Source organism: Pseudomonas sp. TUM22785, from assembly GCF_028198105.1.
Classification (GTDB): Bacteria; Pseudomonadota; Gammaproteobacteria; order Pseudomonadales; family Pseudomonadaceae; genus Metapseudomonas; species Metapseudomonas solani.
On the sequence record NZ_CP116239.1, the window covers coordinates 5,158,039 to 5,180,999 of the forward strand.

The 22,961-nt window shown below is 67.9% G+C and carries 18 protein-coding genes; 8 read left to right on the forward strand and 10 right to left on the reverse strand.

Annotated elements, in window-relative coordinates; translation table 11 throughout:
* Nucleotides 1-63: 63 nt before the first annotated feature.
* The gene (locus tag PI990_RS23230; protein WP_271658619.1) at nt 64-1,986 is read left to right on the forward strand and encodes an alkaline phosphatase D family protein; all 1,923 of its coding nucleotides are present in this window, start codon (nt 64-66) and stop codon (nt 1,984-1,986) included.
* 46 nt (nt 1,987-2,032) lie between these two features.
* Here the strand turns inward: PI990_RS23230 and PI990_RS23235 are convergent, their stop codons facing one another.
* Both PI990_RS23235 and PI990_RS23240 read right to left on the reverse strand, forming a co-directional pair.
* Entirely contained in the window at nt 2,033-4,918 is a 2,886-nt protein-coding gene (locus PI990_RS23235; protein ID WP_271658620.1) for an autotransporter outer membrane beta-barrel domain-containing protein, read from the reverse strand.
* Nucleotides 4,919-5,213: 295 nt separating this feature from the next.
* Nucleotides 5,214-6,056, reverse strand: a complete 843-nt coding sequence (locus PI990_RS23240; protein WP_271661343.1) for a CAP domain-containing protein — start codon at nt 6,054-6,056, stop codon at nt 5,214-5,216.
* 240 nt (nt 6,057-6,296) lie between these two features.
* Here PI990_RS23240 and PI990_RS23245 point away from each other — a divergent pair, with 240 nt between their 5' ends.
* Both PI990_RS23245 and PI990_RS23250 read left to right on the forward strand, forming a co-directional pair.
* Nucleotides 6,297-6,698, forward strand: coding sequence for a hypothetical protein (locus PI990_RS23245; protein ID WP_271658621.1), 402 nt, complete (start codon nt 6,297-6,299; stop codon nt 6,696-6,698).
* 94 nt (nt 6,699-6,792) lie between these two features.
* The gene (locus PI990_RS23250) at nt 6,793-7,191 is read left to right on the forward strand and encodes a hypothetical protein (RefSeq protein ID WP_271658622.1); all 399 of its coding nucleotides are present in this window, start codon (nt 6,793-6,795) and stop codon (nt 7,189-7,191) included.
* 1 nt (nt 7,192) lies between these two features.
* Here PI990_RS23250 and PI990_RS23255 read toward each other — a convergent pair whose 3' ends face one another.
* Both PI990_RS23255 and PI990_RS23260 read right to left on the reverse strand, forming a co-directional pair.
* The gene (locus PI990_RS23255) at nt 7,193-7,537 is read right to left on the reverse strand and encodes a hypothetical protein (RefSeq protein WP_271658623.1); all 345 of its coding nucleotides are present in this window, start codon (nt 7,535-7,537) and stop codon (nt 7,193-7,195) included.
* A gap of 71 nt (nt 7,538-7,608) precedes the next feature.
* Nucleotides 7,609-8,025 carry a group II truncated hemoglobin gene (locus PI990_RS23260; RefSeq protein ID WP_271658624.1) on the reverse strand — a complete coding sequence of 139 codons (417 nt, stop codon included), beginning with the start codon at nt 8,023-8,025 and terminating at the stop codon, nt 7,609-7,611.
* A gap of 222 nt (nt 8,026-8,247) precedes the next feature.
* Here PI990_RS23260 and PI990_RS23265 point away from each other — a divergent pair, with 222 nt between their 5' ends.
* From PI990_RS23265 to PI990_RS23285, 5 genes are all read left to right on the forward strand, one after another.
* On the forward strand, nt 8,248-8,664 hold the full coding sequence (locus PI990_RS23265) for a MerR family transcriptional regulator (protein WP_271658625.1): 417 nt from the start codon (nt 8,248-8,250) through the stop codon (nt 8,662-8,664).
* 58 nt (nt 8,665-8,722) lie between these two features.
* Nucleotides 8,723-9,304 carry an NAD(P)H-dependent oxidoreductase gene (locus PI990_RS23270; RefSeq protein WP_271658626.1) on the forward strand — a complete coding sequence of 194 codons (582 nt, stop codon included), beginning with the start codon at nt 8,723-8,725 and terminating at the stop codon, nt 9,302-9,304.
* A gap of 115 nt (nt 9,305-9,419) precedes the next feature.
* Complete coding sequence (locus tag PI990_RS23275; RefSeq protein ID WP_271658627.1) at nt 9,420-10,208, forward strand: SDR family NAD(P)-dependent oxidoreductase; 789 nt, start codon at nt 9,420-9,422, stop codon at nt 10,206-10,208.
* Nucleotides 10,209-10,380: 172 nt separating this feature from the next.
* On the forward strand, nt 10,381-11,082 hold the full coding sequence (locus tag PI990_RS23280; protein WP_021222080.1) for a YebC/PmpR family DNA-binding transcriptional regulator: 702 nt from the start codon (nt 10,381-10,383) through the stop codon (nt 11,080-11,082).
* 4 nt (nt 11,083-11,086) lie between these two features.
* Nucleotides 11,087-11,311, forward strand: coding sequence for a hypothetical protein (locus PI990_RS23285; protein WP_021222081.1), 225 nt, complete (start codon nt 11,087-11,089; stop codon nt 11,309-11,311).
* A gap of 213 nt (nt 11,312-11,524) precedes the next feature.
* On the opposite strand, the gene PI990_RS23290 is transcribed toward PI990_RS23285, so the two are convergent.
* The 6 genes from PI990_RS23290 to PI990_RS23315 form a co-directional block, all read right to left on the reverse strand.
* On the reverse strand, nt 11,525-13,021 hold the full coding sequence (locus tag PI990_RS23290) for a TolC family protein (protein ID WP_271658628.1): 1,497 nt from the start codon (nt 13,019-13,021) through the stop codon (nt 11,525-11,527).
* A gap of 50 nt (nt 13,022-13,071) precedes the next feature.
* Nucleotides 13,072-20,424, reverse strand: coding sequence for an Ig-like domain-containing protein (locus tag PI990_RS23295; RefSeq protein ID WP_271658629.1), 7,353 nt, complete (start codon nt 20,422-20,424; stop codon nt 13,072-13,074).
* A gap of 41 nt (nt 20,425-20,465) precedes the next feature.
* Nucleotides 20,466-21,329 carry a sulfotransferase family protein gene (locus tag PI990_RS23300; protein ID WP_271658630.1) on the reverse strand — a complete coding sequence of 288 codons (864 nt, stop codon included), beginning with the start codon at nt 21,327-21,329 and terminating at the stop codon, nt 20,466-20,468.
* Between the two features lie 85 nt (nt 21,330-21,414).
* Nucleotides 21,415-21,963 carry a phage tail protein gene (locus tag PI990_RS23305; protein WP_442969351.1) on the reverse strand — a complete coding sequence of 183 codons (549 nt, stop codon included), beginning with the start codon at nt 21,961-21,963 and terminating at the stop codon, nt 21,415-21,417.
* Between the two features lie 101 nt (nt 21,964-22,064).
* Entirely contained in the window at nt 22,065-22,373 is a 309-nt protein-coding gene (locus tag PI990_RS23310) for a DUF6916 family protein (protein WP_271658632.1), read from the reverse strand.
* A gap of 10 nt (nt 22,374-22,383) precedes the next feature.
* On the reverse strand, nt 22,384-22,908 hold the full coding sequence (locus tag PI990_RS23315; protein ID WP_271658633.1) for a GNAT family N-acetyltransferase: 525 nt from the start codon (nt 22,906-22,908) through the stop codon (nt 22,384-22,386).
* Nucleotides 22,909-22,961 lie beyond the last annotated feature (53 nt).

The window sequence follows — 22,961 nt, forward strand, 5'->3', positions numbered from 1 at the left end:
TTCAGCCACCCTGGCCAGTCGCGTTATTCTTCCGCGCTTGTCCGCCCGATACCCTTCGCCCCGATGCCCGCACCCCAGCTCGCCACGCCCGACCACCTTCCGCCCGTTCTTGCCGGCCCCATGCTGCGGCGGCTGGAGGCGCAGCGCGTGGTGCTGTGGCTGGTAGCCAGCCGCGAGCTGGCGCTGAGTCTGCGGCTGAGCATCGAGGGTGAAACCCGCGATCACCGCCTCGATGGCGAGGCCTGCCAGGTGGTGCAGCTGGGGCGGCATGCCTTCCTGCACCTGATCGACCTGCGCCTGGATGCACCCCTGCCCTGCGACCGGCAGATCGACTACGACCTGCGCTTCGACGACCAGGGCATCGCCCAGTGGGCGCCGCACCTGCTCTATGGCGAGGCGCAGCAGCCGGGCTTCGTGCTGCGCTCGCGCATCGACCAGTTGCTCCATGGCTCCTGCCGCAAGCCCCATCACCCGGCGGCGGAGGGCCTGCTCTGCGCGGACCGCCTGCTGGCCGCGCAACCCGCGCCGGAACAGCGCCCGGCGCTGCTGATGCTCAGTGGTGACCAGGTCTACGCCGACGATGTGGCCGGGCCGATGCTGCGCGCCATCCACCAGCTGATCGCCTGCCTCGGGCTGTTCGACGAGCGTCTGGACGGTGCCGTGGTCGACGACAGCCAGGCCCTGTACCAGCACCCCGCCAGCTACTACCGGCGCGCCGACCTGTTGCCGGCGCTGGAGAGCAACGAAACGCTGCGCGAGCGCTTCTTCGGGGGCGCGAAGAAGCCCATCTTCACCAGCAGCAACGCCGACAACCACCTGGTGACCCTGGCCGAGGTGCTGGCCATGTACCTGCTGGTGTGGTCGCCGCTGCCCTGGACATTGCTGGAGACCGAGATGCCGTCGCTGCCGGTGGACAAGGTCGAGCGCTACCAGCTGGAACGCCAGCGCCTGGAGGCCTTCCGCGAGAGCCTGCCGGGCGCGGCGCGGGTGTTCGCCCACCTGCCGACGCTGATGATCTTCGACGACCACGACATCACCGACGACTGGAACCTCTCCGCCCAGTGGGAGCAGACCGCCTACGGCCACCCCTTCTCCAAGCGCATCATCGGCAACGCCCTGCTCGCCTACCTGCTCTGCCAGGGCTGGGGCAATGACCCGGACGCCTTCACCACGCTGCTGGAGAAGATCCAGGCGCTCACCGCCAGCGCGCAGGCGGACAGCCACTTCGACAGCCCGGCGCTGGATGGCCTGATCGACGAGTTGCTGGCCTTCAATCACTGGCAGTACAGCCTGCCCACCACGCCCGCCCTGCTGGTACTGGACACCCGCACCCGTCGCTGGCGCAGCGAGGTGAACCTCAAGCGCCCTTCCGGCCTGCTGGATTGGGAAGCCCTGAGCGAGCTGCAGCACGAGCTGCTCGACCACCCTTCGGCCATCATCGTCTCGCCCGCGCCGGTGTTCGGCGTGAAGCTGATCGAGGCGGTGCAGAAGGTCTTCAGTTGGTTCGGCCACCCCTTGCTGGTGGACGCGGAGAACTGGATGGCCCATCGCGGCGCGGCCCAGGTGATCCTCAACATCTTCCGCCACTCGCGCACGCCGGGCAGCTACGTGATCCTCTCCGGGGACGTGCACTACTCCTTCGTCTACGAGGTGCTGATCCGCCATCGCAAGCAGGGCCCGCGCATCTGGCAGATCACCAGCAGCGGCGTGAAGAACGAATTCCCCCGGCGCCTGCTGGATGTCTTCGACCGCCTCAACCGCTGGCTCTATTCGCCCCATTCGCCGCTCAACTGGTTCACCAAGCGCCGGCGCATGCAGGTGGTGCCGCGCACCCCGGCCCACAGCAAGGCGGGCGAGCGCCTGTGGAATTCAGCCGGCCTTGGCCAGGTGTTCTTCGACGAGCAAGGGCGCCCGGCGCGCATCTTCCAGCTCAACGCCGACGGCAGCGACGCCACCGAGTTTCTCGACGAGCCGGACCACCCCTGACCGCGCTCTAGGCTTTATACGAAAAGTCGTCGAGCACAGGCACTTTTCAGAACGGCATGTTCACCCGCAGTGACGCCGCCTGATCGTCATAGTCACCGCGCGCCTGGGCGCTGTAGTCCAGGGACAGCTCGGCGCCGTTGTCGAACTGCCGGGCGATGCCGAAGCCACTGCGCAGCAGCCAGGGGCTGGGCGCCTCGCCCGTGGTGGTGAAGCGCTGGCCCGGCGCACCGGCGAAGGCCGCGGTGAGGGCGCCGTCCTCGTTGATCAGGTCGTAGCCCACGCCCAGGCTGGCCTTGAGCCGCAGGTTGGGGGCGATGGCGTGTTCCAGCTTGCCGTCGAAGCCGGCGATCAACTGGTCGGTGTCCCGCGCGTCCACCTCCAGCAACAACGGCGCCAGGCTGCCGGGGCCGCGCTCGCGGTAGGCGTCCTCGTGGATGTGGTTGTAGTCCAGGCGCAGCGAGGGCAGCAACCGCGAGTCCTCGCCGAGCTGGAAGGCCTTGCCGAGGCTGGTGCCGACCGTGGTCACCAGGCTGTCGTAGTCGGCCTTGGCGGTGCCGCGCAGCCCGGAGATGGCCATGCCGCGCTCACCCTCCACGCGGTTCTGCCCGGCGCCGGCGTAGAGCATCAGCTCAGTGTCCGGGGCCAGGGTGTGGCTGCTGTAGCCGAGGAACTGCCACATGCCCAGGCGGTTGCTCTGCTGGCCGCCCTGCTCGCTGCGGCCGGTGCCGCCATCGGCATAGGCGAAGGCCACGCCCGCCCGCGAGCTGGCCGAGGTGCGGGTGTCGAAGCCGAATACCGTGCCGCTGGCAGCATCGAGGGCGCTGCCGTCGGCGCGACCGGTGCGGTAGCTGAAGGGTTGGCTCCAGACCGAATCGCCGGGTACAGCCAGCCCGTCCGCCGTCAGCTGCCCGGTGGCGGACTGCAGGCGCCCCTGCACCGCATCACCGATGGCGGCCAGGGCGAACTGGCTGCTGCGCAGGGCGTCGCTGTTCATCGGCAGGGTCTGCGCCAGGCTGCTGGCCACCTCGGCCGTGCTGGTGGCGCTGACGAAGTAGGGGGTGAAGGCGCTGGCGCTGCCCCGGGCGAGTTGCTGGTCGATCACCTGGGCGGCACCGCCAGCATCCAGTCCGGCGCTGCGAGCGGCCGTGGCGACGCCATCGGCGGACTTGGCGGCGAGGGTCAGGTCGACGGTGTTGCCGTCCTTCACCGCGCCGAAGTCGAACAGCGCCGAGTTGCTGGTGACGTTGAAGGTGCCGTCGGACTGCAGGGTGCCAGCGCTGAGCACGTCCTGCAGGCGGTCGACATCGAAGGCCTGGCCGGGGTTGGCCACGTCCAGGTCGAAGCGCGCCTGGCTAGGCAGCGTGGCGGTGCCGGTGACCACCAGTTGCCCGTAGTGGGTGGTGTCCTGCACCTGGGTGCGCATCACCGCGCCGGCCGCCTGACGGTAGTTGCCATAGATGGTGGCCTTGGCCGAGGCGCCGGCGGCGTTGGTGGCGGCCACCGCGAGGGTGCCGCGGTTGACGAACTCATCGACCGTGAACAGGTTGCCGTCCTGCAGGGTGTAGCCGGCGTTGCTGAACAGCGTCACCCGGGTGCGTGGCGCGAACACCTCGCCGATGAACCGGGCGCTGTTCTGCCCGGCGATGTAGAGGTCGTCGAGGGTCGCCTCGTCTCCTACCCGCAACGCGTAGTCGTCGCCCTGGAGCACGCCGCTGTTGGTCAGCCCGCCACCGATCAGGGTGCTGCCGTCGAGCACCAGCCCGGTGCCGCCTTCGATGCGCCCGCTGTTGTAGAAGCCGCCGTCCAGTTGCACGTCGTCGAAGTTCACCGCCGTGGTCGCCGCCTTGACCGTGCCGCTGTTGACCACCTTGCCGTGGACGGTGGTGCCGGTGGAGTTCCAGCCGAAGCCGCCGCCATCCGGGTTGAAACGGCCCTCGATGGTGCCGCTGTTGCGGATGTCGCCGCCGAGGGTGACGAAGTTGACGCTCATGCCGTTGTTGCCGGCGATGCGCTCGCGGTTGTTCAGGTCATGGCCGATGCTGCCGCGCAGCATCACCAGGCCGGTGCCGAGGGAGCCGGTGTCGATATCGCCGGCGTTGATCAGGTAGCCGGCGATATCGGTGTCGGCCAGGCGCACGCCACCGAAGGGGAAGGACCCGGCACCGATGCTGCCGGTGTTCACCACATCGAGGCCGACGCGCGTGTCGGTGACGTACAGGCCCCAGCCGTCGGTGCCTTCCAGGGTGCCGTAGTTGCGGATGCTGCCGAGGATGTCGCTGCCGGCGATATTCATGCCGTTGACCCACCCGGTGATGGTGCCGCTGTTGCGGATATCGCCGCCGAGGCTACTGTTCACCAGGCGCACGCCGGTGGCGCCGAGGATGGTCCCGCTGTTGCGCAGGGCACCGTCGACCCGGCTGTCGCTGAGGTAGAGGCCGTCGGCCGGCTCCTGCCCTTCTATCAATCCGGAGTTGGCGATGGCCCCATGCAACGTGCTGCCATCGAGGCGCAACGCGGCATCGCCGCCGTTCACCATCTGCCCTTCGAAGCGGATCACGCCGCTGGCGTTGTTGAGCAGGCTGCCGGTCACCTCGGTGCCTTGCAGGCGCACCGTTGCGCCATTACCGTCCAGGTCGCCCACAGCCGAGAGCGTGCCGTTATTACGCAGGGTGCTGGCGCCGTTCTCGGCATGGTCGATCAGCACCGCCGGGCCCTCCGTCACCTCGATGCTGCCGCTGCCGGTGACCTGCAGGTCGTTGCCGGCCGCCACCGTGCAGGGGCTTTCCAGGCGCCCGCTGAGCCGCGTCGGGCAGTCGTCGGCGAAGGCTTCGGGAGTCACCAGCCCACCAAGGGCCAGGGTGACCGCGCAGGCCAGCCGCGCACGGGGAAAGGCGCCTGCCTTGAGGCCAACCGGTTTCGGGGAAGGGGTCATCGGTGCGTCCTTACCAGGATTCCATGGGAAGGTTCTGGGTATAGGAAGCGAGGTACGGCCTGTCAAAGAATCGATACAGAAACCGACGAAGGGCGGAGATGCCCGCCGCTTCGCTTATTTTCATGGAACTTTATGGAATTTACCGCTGTCGCGGGGTGAAACATCGCAGGTAGCCCGGGCTTCAGCCCGGGGATATCGATGGGTTTCGCCAGGCTCTACCCATCCTACGGACCGGCCCTCGTAGGATGGGAAGAGCGCAGCGAATCCCATCAAGCGGAGCCCCGAACCAACCTCGTCACTGCGTCCCGAACATCGCCGTCCAGTAGATGCCGGCATCGCTTTTCGGGTCCACCGCATAGCCGGCGCCCAGCTCGCGGTAGTGCGGGTTCATCAGGTTGGCGCAATGGCCGGGGCTGGCGAGCCAGCCGTCGAGCACCTTGCGCGCACTGTCCTGGCCGGCGGCGATGTTCTCGCCGATCAGTTGGCCGACATAGCCCGCCAGCTCGGCGCGGTCACCCGGGGTGCGGCCGTCACGGCCCTTGTGATCGAAGTAGTTCTGGTTGGCCATGGAGCGTGCATGGCCTTCGGCGGCGGTGCCCAGGGTGGCGTTCCAGGCCAGCGGCGTGGTGGCGGCGAAGGCTTGCCCGCCGCATTGGCGGGGCTGGGCGCGCACGGCGTTGATCTGCTCCAGCAGCGTCTGCCCTTCCTTCTCCCATTTGCCCAGGGCCGCGGCCAGCAGCGGCCGGGCGAGAACGATGCGCCAGTCGCGGTCCTCGCGGCTCACGCCGACGTCGACGAACTGCGGGTCCAGCAGCACATGGCAGAAGCTTTCCTGCAGCGCGCCCATGGCGGACTTGGCATCACGGGGGCCGGACAGGCTGATGGCCTGCACATTGACCATGGGGTAGGACGACTGCGCCAGCGCCTGTTGCAGGTCGCCGATGCTGCTGGCCGAGAGCACCAGGCGCGGGTCCGCCGCCAGCGGCGGCAGCTCCAGGGACGCCTCGCCGGCGCAGCTCTGCACGGAGCTGCGGTACAGGTTGATCGATTCGACCAGCTGCGATTCCTCGCTGGCCATGGCGCCAGCCGCCAGTGCCATTCCCAGCGTCAACGCCGCAAGCCGCGACACGCGATGCATGCCCCCCATGGAAACCTCCCTTAGCTGATAGCGCTCATGATGCGCGATTCCAATCCGTCCAGCGCAATGCGATATCACCCCTGGCGCGGCCCAGCCTGCTTGATCCACAGGCACGGGCGCAAGGCCCGGCGGGCCCGATCATGGGATTTGGACAGCCGATGCGGGAAAATGTGCAGCACGGGGCCATCAGGTACTGGTCGGCCCTACGCAAGCGCGCCGGGCTGCCGCTATGATCGATGCATGACGGCCACCCTCCCCCTGCGCAACCCCTGCCCGCCCGGCACCTGCATCTGCGAGCGCGACCAGCTGCTGGACGCGCCCGGCGCCGACCTGCGCATCCTGCGCCTGACGCGCCAGGAAGAGCTGCGCCTGCTCGAGCGGTTGGAGAACATCAGCAGCCTCGACGACCTCGGGCGCATGCAGCAGAAGATGTTCGAGCAACTCGGCATCCGCCTGGCCATCGCACCCGGCTTCAACGAGGTGCGCAGCGGGCGCGGCATCGAGATCGACATCGCCGAGCAGGCCGGCCTCTGCCGCAAGACCCGCCAGTCCATCCCCGCCGCCATCCGCCGCGGCCTGGAGAGGAACCCGGACGTCCTCTTCGCCCTGCTCAACGCCCACGACCTGCTGCGGGATGCCTGAGGCGCATTGCGAGCGTTGATCGGCCCTGCCAAGATTGCCCGCCGCTTTTTGCGCAAACAGGGCGACGGACGCCCCGACCCGACAAGGATGTGAAGTGCGCTACCCACTGACGCCCTATGTACTGAGCTTTGCCGCCTGCGCCTGTGCCCTGATCCTGCTGGGCATGGCCGGCGTGATAGGCATCGCCCGTAGAAACCCGCAATACAAGGCCCTGTGGCTTTCCCTGTTCAGCGTCGGTACCGCCTACCTGGTGGCTATCGCGCTACTGGTGGTCAGCGGCCTGCTGCTGGAGGACATGGACCCGCGACTGGACCATCCCTTCGCATTCGCCTGCACCACACTCACCACCGTATTCGTGGCCGGCACGCTGCGCTGCCGAATCAGCCCACTCAAGGCCCTGCTGCACCTGTTGCCGAGCCTGTTGTCCTTCGCCATCGCCTACGTGCCGGCGCTGTTCATCTACGGCTGCGCCACCACATCCGTCTGCCTGTGAATCACACCGGCACGAACGGCTCCACCGAAACCACCTGGTAGTCGTAGCGCTCGCCGCGTTCGTTGCGGATCAGCGCTTCGCCGGGGACGATGCGGCGGCCGTAGAGGTCGATCAGGGTGCGGGTGTCGTCCAGGGCGCCCCAGTCCATCAGTGCCTCGGTCTCGGAGTATTCCTCCAGCACGAAGGGGTAGCGCACGTACATGCGGTCTTCGTCGTCGTAGTCTTTCACGTAGCCGAAGGCTTCCACGGTTTTCTCGATGCTCATGTCGTCGGCCTGCAGGGCGACGATCACCAGGGTCTGTCTTTCGTCTTCAGCCCACTGGGCGACGATGCGTACGGGTTTCATGGGAACCTCGATAGGGAATTGGCCGGGGCCAGCCCGGGCAAGTATGGATGGCGGAGGATGACGGGCAAGCGTCAGCCGTGGCGGTTGCGGCTGGCCTGCACCACCCGCTCGGCGGGGATGCGCAGCTGGGCCAGGAGGTAGTCGGCGAATTCGCTGGAGTAGCCCTGCTGCGCAATCGCCCGTTCCATGCACAGCAGCCAGGCGGCGCTGCGGGCTTCGTCGATCGGCCATTGGGCGTGGAAGGCGGGAATGGCGATGGAACCGTATTTCTCGCTGAACAGGCGCGGGCCGCCGAGCCAGCCGCTTAGGAAGCAGGCGAGCTTCTCCCGCGACAGCTCCAGGCTCTCCGGGTGCATGCCGCGCAGGTCACGGGCCTCCGGCAGCTCGTCCATCAGGCGGTAGAAGTCATCGACCAGGCGGCGCAGGCCGTCGATCCCGCCAGCGGCCTGGTAGGAGGCATCGCCGACGCCAAAGGATGGGGTGTTCAAGGCCCTAACTCCTCGAAAAAGGCGGCATTGTAGCGACCGCCCCCGCCACTGCCGAGCCCCGCCCCACGCGCCGCAAGGTCGCAGGCAAAGGCTGGGCGGCTGGGCGTGGGGTGGCCGTAGGGTGGGCTTCAGCCCACCGCTTCTCTCCTCACCCCAAATCAATTGCTCGGCTCGCGGCCAGCCATTACCGTCATCCCTCTCTCACCCACAGGGACGCCCACCATGCACATCGGCGAACTCGCCAGCCGCACCGGCGCCAGCGCCAAGGCCATCCGCCTGTATGAAGAGCAGGGCCTGCTCGGCCCGGTGCCGCGCCAGGGCGTCTACCGCGTTTATGGCGAGCGCCACCTGCAGCAGGTGCTGCTGATCCGCCAGGCGCAGTCGGTGGGTTTCCGCCTGGCCGAACTGCATCCGCTGCTGGCCGGTGGCGAAGAACCCGACTGGCCCGAGCTGTACCAGCGCCTGCAGGACAAACGCGCCGCCCTGCGTGCGGAAATCCGCCGGCTGCAACGCCTGGACGCACAGCTGGGGCGTATCGGCGCAGAAATCCACGCCTGCATCGCCGGCCAGCCCCAGGCCGACCCGGCCCTTTGTGCCACCGAACCCGCCCAGCGCAGCGCCCTGCTGCACGAAGCTTGACTCTGCCCCTAGGGGCAGACGCCAGACTGCCGCCTTTCCTTCAATGGGCAGGTGGCACATGGCAACGAAACGCGTCCTGGTGGTACTCGGGCATCCCTCGGGCGAGAGCTATTGCGCGGCACTGGCGCAGGGTTATGCACAGGCGGCTCAGGCGGCAGGTCACGAGGTGCGCACGCTGTGCCTGCACCAGCTGGACTTCGACCCCATCCTCCACGAGGGCTACCGGCGCATCCAGCCGCTGGAGCCGGACCTGCTCCATGCCCAGGAGCTGATCACCTGGGCCGAGCACCTGTGCTTCGTCTACCCCATCTGGTGGGGCGGTGTGCCGGCGCTGTTCAAGGGCTTTCTCGACCGCATCCTGCTGCCGGGCTTCGCCTTCGCCTACCGCAAGGGCAACCCCTTCCCGGCGCGGCTGCTCAAGGGCCGCTCGGCGCACCAACTGGTCCCCCTCGACACGCCGCCCTGGTACTTCCGCTGGGTCTACCGCGCTCCGGGGCTGAACCAGATGGAGCGCACCACCCTGAAATTCTGCGGCATCACCCCGGTGCGCACGCTGCCGCTGGGGCCGATACGCGGCGCCAGCGAGGCACGCCTGGCCGGCTGGCTGGAGGATGCGCGCCAACTGGCGGGGCGGATCTGACCGGCAGCCGTGCCCGGCGCAAATCCTGGTTTTCCCGGGCTGAAGCCCGGGCTACGGCGCGGAGCGAGGAAAGCGTCTATACCCAAGTACCGCTCCCTCAACCCACGGAGGAAACATGAACTTCAACCTGACCCACAAACGTGCCCTGGTCTCGGGCTCCACCAAGGGCATCGGCTTCGCCATCGCCGCCGGCCTGGCCCGCGAGGGTGCACGGGTGATCCTCAACGGCCGCAGCCAGGGTTCGGTGGACGAGGCCCTCGCCCGCCTGCGCGCCCAGCAGCCGGATGCCAAGGTCGAAGGCTTCGCCGGTGACCTGACCCGGCCCGAAGAGATCGCCCGGCTGGTGCAGCACCACCCGGAAGTGGACGTGCTGGTGAACAACCTGGGCATCTTCGATCCCAAGCCCTTCGACGACATTCCCGACGAGGACTGGCAGCGCTTCTTCGACACCAACGTCATGTCCGGCGTGCGCCTGACCCGCGCCTACCTGGCCGGCATGAAGGCGCGCAACTGGGGCCGCGTGGTGTTCATCAGCAGCGAGAGCGGCGTGCAGATCCCGACGGAGATGATCCACTACGGCGTCACCAAGACCGCGCAACTGGGCCTCTCCCGCGGGCTGGCGGAAACCTGTGCCGGCACCGGGGTCACGGTCAACGCCGTGCTGCCGGGCCCAACCCATTCCGAAGGCGTGGGCGAGTTCGTCGGCAAGCTCTCCGGCGGCCAGAGCTTCGAATCCTTCGAGAAGGAGTTCTTCACCAGCGCCCGCCCCACCTCGCTGCTCAAGCGCTTCGCCCGCCCGGAGGAAGTGGCCAACCTGGTGGTCTACGTCTGCTCCGAAGCCTCATCGGCCACCAATGGCGCTGCCTTGCGGGTAGATGGCGGCGTCGTGCGCTCAGCCTTTTGAATGGAAAGTGCCTGCGCTCGGTGACTTTCCGCGTGGTTTGGTTGCGGCGCCGGGGTGCGCCCCCACCAACCGGCGCCGCAACTGGCAGGCGCCCCCGACTGCCCGGTAGAATCGCCCACCTGTCATGAGCGGGCAGCGCCCCGCTCCCCGTGCAACCTGCGAGAGAAACGCCATGGGCGCCCAGTGGAAAGCCAAACCTAAAGAAGCCGCCGCCAACGCCCGAGGGAAGATCTTCGGCAAGCTGGTGAAGGAAATCATGATCGCCGCCCGTAACGGCGCCGACCCGGACATGAACCCCAAGCTGCGCCTTGCCGTGCATCAGGCCAAGAAGGCCTCGATGCCCAAGGACACCCTGGAGCGCGCCATCAAGAAAGGCGCCGGCCTCACCGGTGAAGTGGTCAACTACGAGCGCACCCTCTACGAAGGTTTCGCCCCGCACCGCGTGCCGGTGATCGTCGAGTGCCTGACCGACAACCTTAACCGCACCGTCGCCGAGATCCGCGTGCTGTTCCGCAAGGGCCAGCTGGGCACCTCCGGCTCGGTGTCCTGGGACTTCGACCACCTGGGCATGATCGAGGCCGAACCGGCCAGCGCCGATGCGGACCCGGAACTGGCCGCCATCGAAGCCGGCGCCCAGGACTTCGAAACCGGTGACGAAGGCGCCACCTTCTACACCGACCCCACCGACCTGGACGCCGTGTGCAAGGCGCTGCCGGAATTCGGCTTCACCGTGGCGTCGGCCAACCTGGGCTACAAGGCGAAGAACCCGGTCGCGCTTTCCGGTGCCGAACTGGAAGAGGTCGAGGCCTTCCTCGACGCCCTCGACAACCACGACGACGTGCAGAACATCTACGTCGGCCTGCAGGCCAACTGACCCCGTGGGCCGCGAACGCTTCCACCAGGACAACGCCGAGCGCGCCCTCGCCGACGCGCTGCGCCTGCTGGACCAGCGCGCGGCCCTTGGCCCGCGCTGGCTGGCCTGGGTCGCCACCGAGCTGTACCAGCTCAAGCCGCCGGAATACGCCGCCATGGTCCGCCGCGAGCTGGAGCGCCTGAGCACCGCCCAGCGGCTGTTCGAAGAGCAGGCGCAGAGCGTTCACTGAACCCTCGGGTTGGCGCCTGGGCACAAGCCCAGCGTCGCCCCTCCCCCAAACGCCAAGGGTCGCCAGCATGCATACCGCCCCGCAGGGCGGGTGCAACCCGCGAGGGCACGCTGCCGAACCCTTCGGGTTTCACCCGGCCTACGCGCAACCGATCCGGTTTTTTGCCCATGAAAAAAGGGGCCGAAGCCCCTTTTTCCCATCGAACCGCGAGGGTTACTTCGCGGTGCCGATATCCCCGTTCTCCCAACGCGATTCGCTGTTGGCCAAGGCCCCGGCGATGGTGGAGAGGTTGGCGTCCGGCAGTGCGTCCGGCAGTGGGTCGACACCGGCGCTGATGAACAGCTGGCTGTAGGCGTTGCGCAGGTCGGCATAGGACAGGTCGCGCTTGAGCTGCGCCTGCAGGGTGTTCAGCTCGCCCTGGATCAGTTCCAGCTCGCCGATGCTCTGGGTGCTGTAGCGGTTGCGCAGTTGCTCGGCGATCTGCCCGTCCAGGTCGGCCAGTTGCTGGCTGGTCTGGAACTGGCGCTGGGCCTCATGGAAGTTGGCGTTGGCCACGTACAGCTGGGCCAGCACCGCCATGGACATCGCCTGGCGACGGGCATCGGCGACTTTCTGCCCGGCCTTGGCGACATCGATGGCCGCCGGTGCCGAGAGCACGTTGAACAGGTTCCAGGTGACCTTCACGCCGTAGTCGGCCCAGCTCTGGTTCACCAGGAAGCTGTTGCTGTCGTAGTGGCCGCCGGCGGAGAACTCCAGGCCGGGCAGCAGGCGCAGCATGGCCTTGCGGGTTTCGGCGGCGCTGATGCGCGCCTGGTAGTCCTGCTCGCGCAGCTCGGGGCGGCTGGCCAGGGCCTGCTGCTCCAGGCTGGTGAAGTCGACCTTCAGCTCGGGCACGCTGTAGCCCTCGGTGGAGGCCAGCTGGTAGCTGGTGCTCAGCGGCAGGTTGATCAGAGCGGCCAGTTCGGTCTTGGCCAGGGTCAGGGCGCGGCGCTGGTCTTCCAGCTGGCGCGTGGCTTCGATCAGCGCGCGCTGGTAAGCCAGCACCTGCACGGCATCGCCGATGCGCTGGTTGCTCATGTGACGGCTGTTCTCGCGGGCCTGCTCCACGCGGCCCATGAGGCTGTCGATCTGCTTGAGCAGGCGCTCGGCCGCCACGGCGCGCCAATAGGCGGAGCGCACGTCCTGGGTGATGGTGTGGATGACCTTGCGGCGGCGTTCTTCAACGATCAGGCGCTGGTCGGCCTGCTGCTTGGCGCTGACATAGGCGACGCCGAAGTCGAGCACGTTCCACACCATGGTCAGGTCCGCCACGCCGCGGTCGCGGTCTTGCGAGGTGGACGGTTCCAGGGACTGGGTGCCGGTCTCGATGCTCTGGCTGCTGGAGGCGCTGACGTTGTTGCGCCCGGCGTAGCCGGCGGACAGCGCCATGCGCGGCAGCATGTCGAAGCTGGCGAGGTCGAGCTGGCGCTCGGCCATGGCCTGCTCCATCACCTTCAGGCGCGCTTCGAGGTTGTACTTCACCGCACGGGCCATGGCCTGGTGCAGGGTCAGCGGGCCGGAGAGCGGCTCCTGGCCCTGGAACATGGTCTGCAGGTCGGTGCGTGCGCGTTCCTCGCTCACACTCTTGTCGATGGGTTGGCTGGTCACGGCGCAGCCACTGATTGCCAAGGCCAGCAAACTGGCCGCAAACGCTTTGTAATTGTTGGTCATCCTTGTGCCGCCCCCTGGTACGGCTGGTGTTTGGATATGCCCAAATCGTTTCAACCCTGGGCGGCCGTCCCCGCGACCTGCCCCAGGGCCTGTGCCAGCTGACGCACCTGGCGCTGCTCGGCTTCCTTCATCTCATGCAGCTGCTGGCCCAGGGTCGGCGCGCCGAAGCTGCGCCCGCCCTGCCCGTTGCTACGTTGCTTGTCGAAGATCTTCTCGTTGCTCTCCTGGGGCTTGTCCTTGCTGAACAGGCCGGAGAAGGTGCTGGCGCCGAACACGCCGCCATCCCCGCCACCGAAACCGAGGAAGCCTGCGCCGCCACCGTCGCTACTGCTGTCGCTGCTGGCGAACACCTGGGCGATGAAGCTGGGTGCCAGGGCACCGTTGTTGATGAAGATGTTGCCCACGGTGGGAATACCGCTGCCGAGGGTCGGTTGCTCGAAGAGCGGCGGCGGGATCAGCGGCGAGGTGGTGGTCGAGGGCGGCGGCGCGCTGGGCACGGTGGGCTGCAGCGGCGCCGGAGCCTCGATGGGCGTGGTCACCGGCGGGTTGGCACGGAATTCCGGGTCGCCGTTGTCCAGGGAGCCGATCTGGTAGCCGATGGTGGAGTAGGAATCCACCATGGCGTTGCCCTGACCGTCGGCGACACCGCTGGCGATGGCCGGCAGCGACAGGCCCAGGCTACCCTGGCCGGTGATGCCGCTGACGGTGACACGCCAGGTGTTGCCGGTCAGTTGCACCAGGGACTGCAGGGTGCCGCTGACGCTGCCACCGGTGAGCAGGTTGAAGTCGGCCAGGTCGAGCCCGGTGACGTCTTCGCTGAAGGTGACGGTGAAGCTCACCGAACTGTTGGTGGTGGGCGAGGTGCCGTCCAGGGCGATATCGGTAACCCGGGGAGCCACTGCATCCACCAGCACGGCGCTGGTATCACCGACGCTGTTGAGCGTGGTCACTGCGTCGTTGCCGGCGGTATCGCGCAGGGTGCCGCCGTTGGCCTGGAGGGCGCCGCCGACGCTGATGCCGTTGGCATCGGCCTGGCCACTGGTGACCACCAGGCGGAACACCAGTGCGGTGGTGCCGCTGCCGCTCAGGTACTCGGCGTAGGCGGTGCCGCCGGTGTCCAGGGTGATGACCAGGCGCGGCATGCCACCGAGGGTATCGACGGTGACGGCCTCGCCGAAGTTGACGGTGAAGTCGAGGTTCTGGCCAGGGCCGTAGGTGCCGTTGGCCGGGACCGTGACCGAAGTCACCGCCGGCGCCAAGCTGTCGATGGCGTAGTTGTTGGAATCGGTGCTGCCGAGGCCGGCGTTGCCTGCCAGGTCGGTGTAGCCGGCGTTGTTCAGGGTGATGACGTTGGTGCTGTCGGTGACGTTGGTCCCCGGCGTCAGGGTCGCCGTCCAGGTAATGCCGCCGTCGCTGCTACTGAGGTTGCTCAGCGCGCCGTTGGCCACGCTGAAGTCCGCCGTGGTCAGCCCGCTCACCGCCTCGCTGAAGGTGATGGTGACGGTGGTGGTCTGCCCGGCCTTCAGGGCGGTATCGGCGACCACTACGGTGGCGGTGGGCAGCTGGGTATCGATGCCGTAGTTGTTGGAATCGGTGCTGCCGCTGCCGGCGTTGCCCGCCAGGTCCTGCACCCCGGTGTTGTCCAGGGTGATCAGGTTGCTGGTGTCGGTGATGGTGGCGCTGGGCGTCAGGGTCGCCGTCCAGGTGATGCCGCCGTCGTTGGAGCTGAGCCCGCTGAGGGTGCCGTTGTCGACCAGGAAGTCGCCGATGCCCAGCCCGGTCACCGCCTCGTTGAAGGTGATGGTGACGGTGGTGGTCTGCCCGGCCTTGAGCACGCTGTCGGTGACCACGATGGTGGCCGTCGGGCGCTGGGTGTCGATGGCGTAGTTGCCCGAGTCGGTGCTGCCGCTGCCGATGTTACCCGCCAGGTCCATCACCCCAGTGTTGTTCAGGGTGATGACGTTGGTGCCACTGGTGAGGTTGCTGGTCGGGGTGAAGGTGGTGGTCCAGGTGATGCCCCCATCGGCGCTGCTCAGGGCCCCGATGGTGCCGCCGGCCACGGTGAGGTCGCCCGCATCCAGCCCCGTCACCGCCTCGGCGAAGGTGATGGTGACGGTGGCGGTCTCGCCGATCCGCAGGTTGGTGTCGCTGAGGGTGATGCTGGTGGCCACCGGGCGCACGCCGTCCACCACCAGGGCCTTGTTGGCGCCCAGGGAGCCTGCCGCACCGGGGGCCGCCAGGGTGAGGATGGCGTTCTGGTTGGCACCGTCCTTGATGGTGCCGCCATTGAGGCTCAGCGCCGAGGTGGAGGCGTAGTCGAGATCAGCGGAGCTGTCCCCGGCCTGCACGGTGTAGGTGAAGCTCAGGGTATCGGTGCCCGAGCCGGACAGGTAGTCGAGCACCCGGTCGGTGGCGCCGGTCTCCAGGATCAGGGTCGGGGTGCCGGTCACGTTCACCGCCGAATCGAAGCGCACGGTGACGGTGATGACATCGCCGATCTTGTAGGTGCCATTGGGCGTGCTGGAGGAGACGCTGGTGACGGTCGGGGCGATGGGCGCGGTCAGGGTCAGGTCATTGCCGCTGCCCCCTATGTAGCTGGTGGTCAGCTCGGTGCCGTTGCCGGCGGCGTTGAACTTGCCGCCCTCGCTGACGCCGCTGAAGGTGCCGGTGACGGCGTCGGCGGCATCGTTGACGATCACCGTGTAGCTGTCACCACTGCCGGCCGCGTAGCCATGGGTGACCGCCAGGGCGGCGCCGGAGACATCGACAGTGCCGTTGACCACCACCCGGTCGTAGCCGGTGCCGGCGGTGGCGCCGTTGATATCCAGGGCCAGGGTGCTGCCCGAGGCCAGGGTCAGGTTGCCGTTGACGGTCAGGGTGGCGACGCCCGCGCCCCCCGGGGACAGGGTGCCGCCGCTCTGTACGGTGACGTCGCCACCCAGGGTGCCGCTACCGGCCAGGGTCGCGCCGCTGGCCACGGTGGTGGCGCTGGCGGTGCTGCCATCGACCACCAGGGTGCCGGCGGAGACGGTGGTGGCGCCGCTGTTGGTGTTGCTGCCGGACAGGGTCAGGTTGCTGGCGCCGGCCTTGATCAGGCTGCCGGTGCCGCTGATGGTCCCGGACAGGGTGGCCGCAGCGCCGGCGTTGACGGTCACCAGGCCGGTGAGGGCCAGGGCGTTGTCGAGGGTGGTGTTGCCGGTGATCTGCAGGATGGTGCCGTTGGCCAGGTTGAGGGTGCCGCTGCCCAGGTTGCTGTCACTGGCGATGCTCAGGGTCCCGGTGTTGACGCTGGTGCTGCCGCTGTAGGTGTTGTTGCCGGTCAGGGTCAGGGTGCCGGCGCCGGTCTTGGTCAGGTTGTTACTGCCACTAATCACCCCGGACAGGGTGGTATTGGCCCCGGTGTTCACCGCGGCGCTGCCGCTCAGGGCGATGGCGTTGTCGATGGTGGTGGCGCTGGTCACCGCCAGGGTGGTGCCGGCGCCCAGGGTCAGCGTGCCGCTGCCGAGGTTGCCGTCGCTGGCCACGCTGAGGGTGCCGGCACTGACGGTGGTGGCGCCGTAGGTGTTGCTGCCGGACAGGGTCAGGGTGCTGGCGCCGGTCTTGGTCAGGGTGAAGGCGCCGCTGATCACGCCCGACAGGGTCGCGGCCGCCGAGCTGCTCACCGAGGCATCGCCGCCGAGCACGATGGCGTTGTCGATGGTGTTGGCGCCGGTGAGCGCCAGGGTGGTGCCGGCGGCCAGGTTCACCGCGCCCGAACCCAGGTTGCCGTCGTTTGTGATCGACAGGGTGCCGGCACTCACATAGGTGGCGCCGTAGCTGTTGCTACCGGACAGGCTCAGGGTGCCGCTGCCGGTTTTCGTCAGGTCGAAGGCACCGCTGATCACGCCGCTGAGGGCGACGGCGCTGCTGTTGCCGATGCTGCTATTGCCGGCAAGGACGATGGCGTTGTCGATGGTGGTAGCGCCCGTGACATCGAGCACGGTGCCTCCCGCCAGGGTGACGGCCCCGCTGCCCAGGTTGCCGTCGCCGGCGATCGACAGGGTGCCGGCGGAGACGGTGGTGGTGCCACCGTAGGTATTGCTGCCGGACAGGGTCAGGGTGCCGCTGCCCTGCTTGACCAGCGAGCCGGTGCCGGAAATCACCCCGAGCACCGCGGTGCTGGTGTTGTCGCCCCCGGCGGTCAGGGTGTAGCTGCCCAGTTGGATGCTGGCGTTGGCGTTGTTGCTCGCCAGGCTGCCGACGGTCTGGTCCGAGAGCAGCGTCAGCACGCTGTTGCCATTGACCCGCACGGCGTTGGTGTCAGCCATGGAGGCGTCGCCGTTGAGCTTCAGCCAGCCGTAGTTGGCGAGCACGGTGTTGCCGGTGTAGGTGTTGGTGCCGGAAAGCGTGGTCGAGTAGGTGGCGGCACCGACCTGGTTGAAGGTCACCCCACCGGTGCCGCTGATGCCGCCGGAGAAGGTGGTGTCCGCCGTCTGGTTGCTGGTGAGGTTGAAGCTGCCCAGGGTCACCGAGCCGGCACCGGAGAGGTTGCCCAGCGCCTCGTTGCCGGCCAGGGCCAGGGTGGCACCGGCTGCGACCGACACGCTGGTGTTGGAAGCGAGCGCATCGCCGCCACTGACCGTCAGGGTGCCCGCGCTGATGGTGGTGGCGCCGCTGAAGGTGTTGCCGGAGCCGGAGAGGGTCAGGTTGCCCGCCCCGGCCTTGGTCAGGGCGCCGCTGCCGGCGATAACGCTGCTGATAGTGGCGGTATCGCCGGCGCCATGGGTGAAGGTCTGGGTGGTGCCGCCCCCCAGGGTGAGGGTGCCGCCGGTGAGGATCAGGCCGCTGGCCTGGTCCATGTCGAAGGTCAGGCTCTCGTTGATCGACCCGGCATTGAGGTTGAGCGTCTGGCCAGCCAGGTTGCTGGCGAAGACGATGGTCTGGCTGCCGGTGCTGTCGGCCGCGGCGATGGCGACGGCCTCGCTGAAGCTCGTGCCGTTGCTGGCATCGATGGTGGCGGTGTCGCTGCTGTTGGTGACGTAGATGAAGTCCGTGGCCACCGTGACGTTGGCGGTGGCGCTGGCGCCGGCACCGTCGTTGAGGGTGACCTTGACGTTGGCATCGCCAGCCGGCGTGTCGTTGCGGTAGGTGATGCGCTGCGCCACATCGTTCACCAGGGCCGTGGTTGCTGTCGTCCCGCTGCTGGTGAAGGTGATGGTCAGCACGCCGCCGGTATTGGTGAAGGTGGCGAAGGTCTGCCCACCCGATTGCAGGTTGCTGCCGCTGATGGTGAACAGCCCGCCGGTGGTATCGAAACCCAGCACGTCGCTGCTCACCGCCGTGCCATTGCGCTGGATCACCAGGCTGGCACCGGACCAGTTGCCGTTGCCGCTGTTCAGCGCGCCCAGCTCGGCGTCGGCCAGGCTGGCGTTGCTGCCCAGATCGAGCCGCACGGTATTGCCCGCACCAGCCCAGGCGACGCTGTCGTTGTTGAGGTTGCCGAGGGTCGGCGCAGCGTTGGGGTTGTAATTGGTATCGGTGGCGCCGCCCGACGTGGTGTAGATGGTCGAGTTGGCCGCGCCGTTGGCGCCATCCACGTTGGCGCCGCCGGCCGCCTTGCCGCCCAGGCCGCCCGCACCGACGTTGCCAGTGGAGAGGGTGCCGGCGCTGGTGGCGTCCATCCGCACCGTGCCGCCGGCGTTCCAGATGGCGCCGACCCCGGCCCCGCCCGCACCGCCATCGCCCGATCGACCGTAACCGACCTGGTCGGCGGAGACACCGCCGCCGCCACCGCCACCAGCCCCCAGGTTGTTGGTCACGCTGCTGTTGACGATGGTCAGGAAGCCGGTACTGCTGTTGTAGATGCCACCCACGGCGGCAGCACCCTTGCCACCAGCCGCCGATGAGCCACCACCGCCGCCGCCGCCGCCGATGCTGATGCTGCCGTTGTTGGCCACCCCGCCCGATCCCCCGGCGGTGTAGCCGGCAGTGCTCGAACCGTTACCGAAGTAACTGCCACCCGAACCTGCCGCAGCGCTGCCGCCACGCCCCCCGAAGTCGGAGTTGGGACCGGCGCCATTACCGCCGGTGACAGTGGAAGGTAAGGTGGGCGTTATGGCGGCACCGGCGCTGGTTCCCCCGGTGCCGCCGAGGGAGGTGCCAAAACCACCACCGCCGCCGCCGCCGCCGGCGTAGTTGCCACCGAAGTCGCCACCGCCACCGCCGCCGCCGGATGCCTTGTTGGCGGTGATGGTGCTGTTGGTGATGGTGAGTACGCCTGCGTTGCGGATAGCCGCGCCCAGGCTGTCCGCAGCGGAGGCACCTTCATTGGCCCCGTTACCGACGAGCAGGCCGTTGCGGATGGTGATGTTGTCCAGCGCGACCTTGGAGTTGGCGCCAGTAGTGGACACATCCAGCACCCGGGTCTTGTGGGCCCCGTCCAGCGCGAAACCGCCGCCGACGATCTGCAGCGTGTGGCCGTCGGTGACGTTGATGGTGATGCCGTCGCTGCTGTTGGTGAAAGTGATGTTGCCGGTGAGGGTGATGACGTCGTCGACACCGTCGGTATTGCCCGTGGCAATGGCGCTCTTCAGGTCGGCAATGTTGTTCACCGCCGTGGTCACCAGCAGGTGGTCGTAACCGCCCAGGCGCGACAGGTTCAGGGCGCTGCTGGCCGCGATCTGGCCGGTGGCGATCTCCAGGTCCCAGTCACCGCCCTTGACGCTGCCGCCGGTGTTGTCGTCGGAAGCGGCGATATCCGCCCCGGTCATGCCGGCCAGCTTGGTGACGAAGGCCTGGCCTTCGCTGCCTGCCCCCACTTCGCAGCCGTAGAGGAGGATGTCGCCATCGGTGGTCAGCGCCTTGCCGATGCTGGAAAGCTGGGTGGCGTATTGCCCGAGGTTGCCCTCGAACAGCGGGCCGTTGCCCAGCAGCAACACCCCGGAATCGCCGTGGGAAATGATATGGATGGCATCGATGCCGGTGCGCCCGGCCAGGGCGTCGGCGATCTGCTGCACACCGTCCTTGTTGGTGGACAGCAGCACCACCTCGGCATTGGGCGAGACGGCCTTGAGCAGCTCCTGGTAGTTCGGCGCACGGGTATCGACGAAGACGATTTCCTTGCGCACGCCGTTCTGCCCGTCGGTCACCGGGCTGGCCTGCAGGTCCTGGGTGCCGTGGCTGTTGTCGGCGGTGCCGGCATGGCTGCTGTCGCTGGCGCCGGTGTCATGGGCCGCGTCGGCCGCCGTGGGAGCGGAGGTGGCCGCCGAGGCGGCGGTATCGGCAACCGTCGCGGCCACCGCGCCGTCGAACATCATGCGCGGCTCCAGCGCACTGATCAGCGGCAGCGGGCACGCCAGGGGCGCAGCCTCCGCACCTTTGGCCTTGCCGTTGCGACCTGCCTTCCTCGAATGACCCCAGCCCATGACCTCTACCTCCTCGTTCCGGCGCCCGCCTCGGCGGGTGCTCAGTTGCGTTCTTCTTCCAGGGCCCGGGCATCCCGGGCGGTCCTGATCACATGGGCCTCGCTGTTACGCGAGTCCTTCCAGAAATCCAGTTGCGCGTACTGCTCGAACAGATCCGGCGGCAGCAGGGTGCGCCGCGCCGCCACTTCGACCTTGGGCCGCACCTTGTGCAGGCCGCGCAGGCCCAGGGCCTGGTCGAACTCCGGGGCGTCGTACTCGACATGCTCGAAGTCGTGCTCGAACCAGGGCTCGCCAAGGAACTCGTAGACCAGCCGCAGCACCCGCTCGGGCGTGGCCACCAGCAGGTCGTAGTCCACCAGCAGCAGGGAGCGGGCGTGCTCGCCGTAATAGGCATCCTTGAGCGCCGACCAGGGCAGGCCCACCAGGCGGTTGCGCTGGGCCAGGGTCTCGACCCGGCTGTAGACGGTGTTGCGCTCGTTGTCGTCGTTGAACAGCTTGGTGATCTCGTACGGGTTGGCGCGGTAGAGCCGCTCGATGCTGTCCATCACCCAGGCGACATTGCGCACGCAGGCGATCACCCTGGCCTGGGGGAACAGGTCCAGCAGGGCCGGCAGGCGGGCGCACCACTGGCGGTTGGTGTCGAAGATCACATCCCGCCCGGCCTGGTCCGCGTAGTAGTTGCTGAACAGGCCGGCGAGCAGGCGCTTGCGCTGCTCCTGGGTCACCACCGGGCCGAACTCGCTCTCGGCGCCGAACTGCTTGAGCAGGGCCGAGAAGAAGCTGCCCACCGGGCTGGTCATGCCTGCGTGGAAACGCGGGTTCTGCCGCAGCAGCGCCGCCAGCAGCGTGGACCCCGAGCGTGGCAGCCCCGAGATGAAGTGGAAGGCGGGTGATGGATTGGCCATGGTCTGCGTGTAGGTCTGCCTGTCGATGAATCATTGTTCGATCACGGAACCGCCGGTGCTGCGAGGCACCGGCGGCACAGGTTCATCAGTTACGGGAGGGATAGATACCTTCCATCGCAATGATGAAATTCACCCCGAGGTAGGGATTGCGCAGGCCCACCGGCTGGCTGCCCCCCGCAGTCTGCACCGTCACGTTGACGGTACTGGGATTGGTCAGCGGGATCGGGTTCGCCATCACGGTCGACCAGATGGCCGCCGCAGAGGCCGAGCCGCCGACGGACCCACCCAGGACGGAGTTGGTCGCACTCGGCGCCAGTGCTGGGCTGGTCGGCGTGCCAGCGGCGGACAGCGTGCTGGTGCCGGTGGCGAGGTGAGTGTGTATCGGCATCTGGCTCTGGATCAGGGTGACGCTCTCGGTACCGCCAACCTCACCTAGGTCGATCATCGAGAGGCCCGGCCCCTGGAACTGGCCGACGGGCGAGCGACCGCGCAGGTCCGGCAGGCCGTAGGTGCTCTGGCCGTTACCGCCGTAGACGGTACCCAGCAGGGAAAACAGTGCGGTGTTCTGCGAAATCGCCATGATCTGCCCCGCGCAGAACGCATAGCCTCGGGGTGCAAAGTTGCCACCGAACATCTTGATCTCACCGATGAAAGGTTCCACGTGTTGACTCTCCTCTGGCTCTGGTTTGGCGCGCCCGAAAGGCTCGGCCGCGTTTACGTGCTTATTGTTATGGGTTATGCCGGCCGGTCGGTGTGGAACACGGCCTGAAGTACGGGGCGCCCGTCCTCGGTAGGCATTCCGGGGGTCAGCAGCAGCGCCCAGCCTTCCTCCCCCGGCAGGCCCAGGCGGTAGACGTCCTGGGGCAGGCTGCATTGGCCAGGCAGGGCGAAATGGGCGTGGTAGCAGTGGTGCCGAGGGGTCATGCCGGTGCCCTCCTCGACGGCGAGCAATTCGACGGGCAGCACCTGCTCCGGCGACAGCCAGAGGTGGAAAGGCTGGCCGACGGTCTCGGCGAGCAGCGCGAAGGAAGGCATCGGATGCATGGGTAATTCCTCAGGACAGGCCGGCCGGACGCTGCGCAGGCGCGGCCATGGCCTGCGGGCTGCGAGGGGCGCGGCGCAACTTCAGGTACACACCGTTCTCCCCAACCACTTCGAAGCCATGGCGGCTGTAGAGGTGCTGGGCCGGGTTGTAGGACTCCACGTGCAGCCCCGCGCTGAGGCCCTCCCGGTCGGCCCGTTCGAGGAAGCGGCCCAGCAACTCGCCGCCGATGCCACGGCCACAGGCCTCGGGCAGCAGCGCCAGGTCGATGATTTGCAGGTGGGTGTCGGTCCACAGCAGGTAGGCGCGGCCGATGGACTGGCCGGCGTCCTCGATGACGTTTTGCTCGGCATCGGGGTAGTGCGCCTGGTAGTAGCCGCACTGGGCCTCGAACTGCTGATCGAGGAAGCGCTCGCAGTCCGCCTGGTCCCAGGGGGTGTGCTGCATCTCGTAGGCACGGGTGGTGCCGTACAGCGCCCGCAGGAAGGCGCGATCGGCCGACGTTGCCAAGCGGAGGTTCAAGGTATGGAAAGACATACGACGTGCATCCTTGCTGGCCCGGGGAAAGAGCCTACAACTGTGGTTACAGT

Excerpts from the sequence above, each read along its gene's own strand:
- PI990_RS23230 (WP_271658619.1), top strand. The coding sequence starts at position 64 with ATGCCCGCACCCCAGCTCGCCACGCCCGACCACCTTCCGCCCGTTCTT.
- PI990_RS23235 (WP_271658620.1), bottom strand. The coding sequence starts at position 4,918 with ATGACCCCTTCCCCGAAACCGGTTGGCCTCAAGGCAGGCGCCTTTCCC.
- PI990_RS23240 (WP_271661343.1), bottom strand. The coding sequence starts at position 6,056 with ATGCATCGCGTGTCGCGGCTTGCGGCGTTGACGCTGGGAATGGCACTG.
- PI990_RS23245 (WP_271658621.1), top strand. The coding sequence starts at position 6,297 with ATGACGGCCACCCTCCCCCTGCGCAACCCCTGCCCGCCCGGCACCTGC.
- PI990_RS23255 (WP_271658623.1), bottom strand. The coding sequence starts at position 7,537 with ATGAAACCCGTACGCATCGTCGCCCAGTGGGCTGAAGACGAAAGACAG.
- PI990_RS23265 (WP_271658625.1), top strand. The coding sequence starts at position 8,248 with ATGCACATCGGCGAACTCGCCAGCCGCACCGGCGCCAGCGCCAAGGCC.
- PI990_RS23270 (WP_271658626.1), top strand. The coding sequence starts at position 8,723 with ATGGCAACGAAACGCGTCCTGGTGGTACTCGGGCATCCCTCGGGCGAG.
- PI990_RS23275 (WP_271658627.1), top strand. The coding sequence starts at position 9,420 with ATGAACTTCAACCTGACCCACAAACGTGCCCTGGTCTCGGGCTCCACC.
- PI990_RS23280 (WP_021222080.1), top strand. The coding sequence starts at position 10,381 with ATGGGCGCCCAGTGGAAAGCCAAACCTAAAGAAGCCGCCGCCAACGCC.
- PI990_RS23290 (WP_271658628.1), bottom strand. The coding sequence starts at position 13,021 with ATGACCAACAATTACAAAGCGTTTGCGGCCAGTTTGCTGGCCTTGGCA.
- PI990_RS23295 (WP_271658629.1), bottom strand. The coding sequence starts at position 20,424 with ATGGGCTGGGGTCATTCGAGGAAGGCAGGTCGCAACGGCAAGGCCAAA.
- PI990_RS23300 (WP_271658630.1), bottom strand. The coding sequence starts at position 21,329 with ATGGCCAATCCATCACCCGCCTTCCACTTCATCTCGGGGCTGCCACGC.
- PI990_RS23305 (WP_442969351.1), bottom strand. The coding sequence starts at position 21,963 with ATGTTCGGTGGCAACTTTGCACCCCGAGGCTATGCGTTCTGCGCGGGG.
- PI990_RS23310 (WP_271658632.1), bottom strand. The coding sequence starts at position 22,373 with ATGCATCCGATGCCTTCCTTCGCGCTGCTCGCCGAGACCGTCGGCCAG.
- PI990_RS23315 (WP_271658633.1), bottom strand. The coding sequence starts at position 22,908 with ATGTCTTTCCATACCTTGAACCTCCGCTTGGCAACGTCGGCCGATCGC.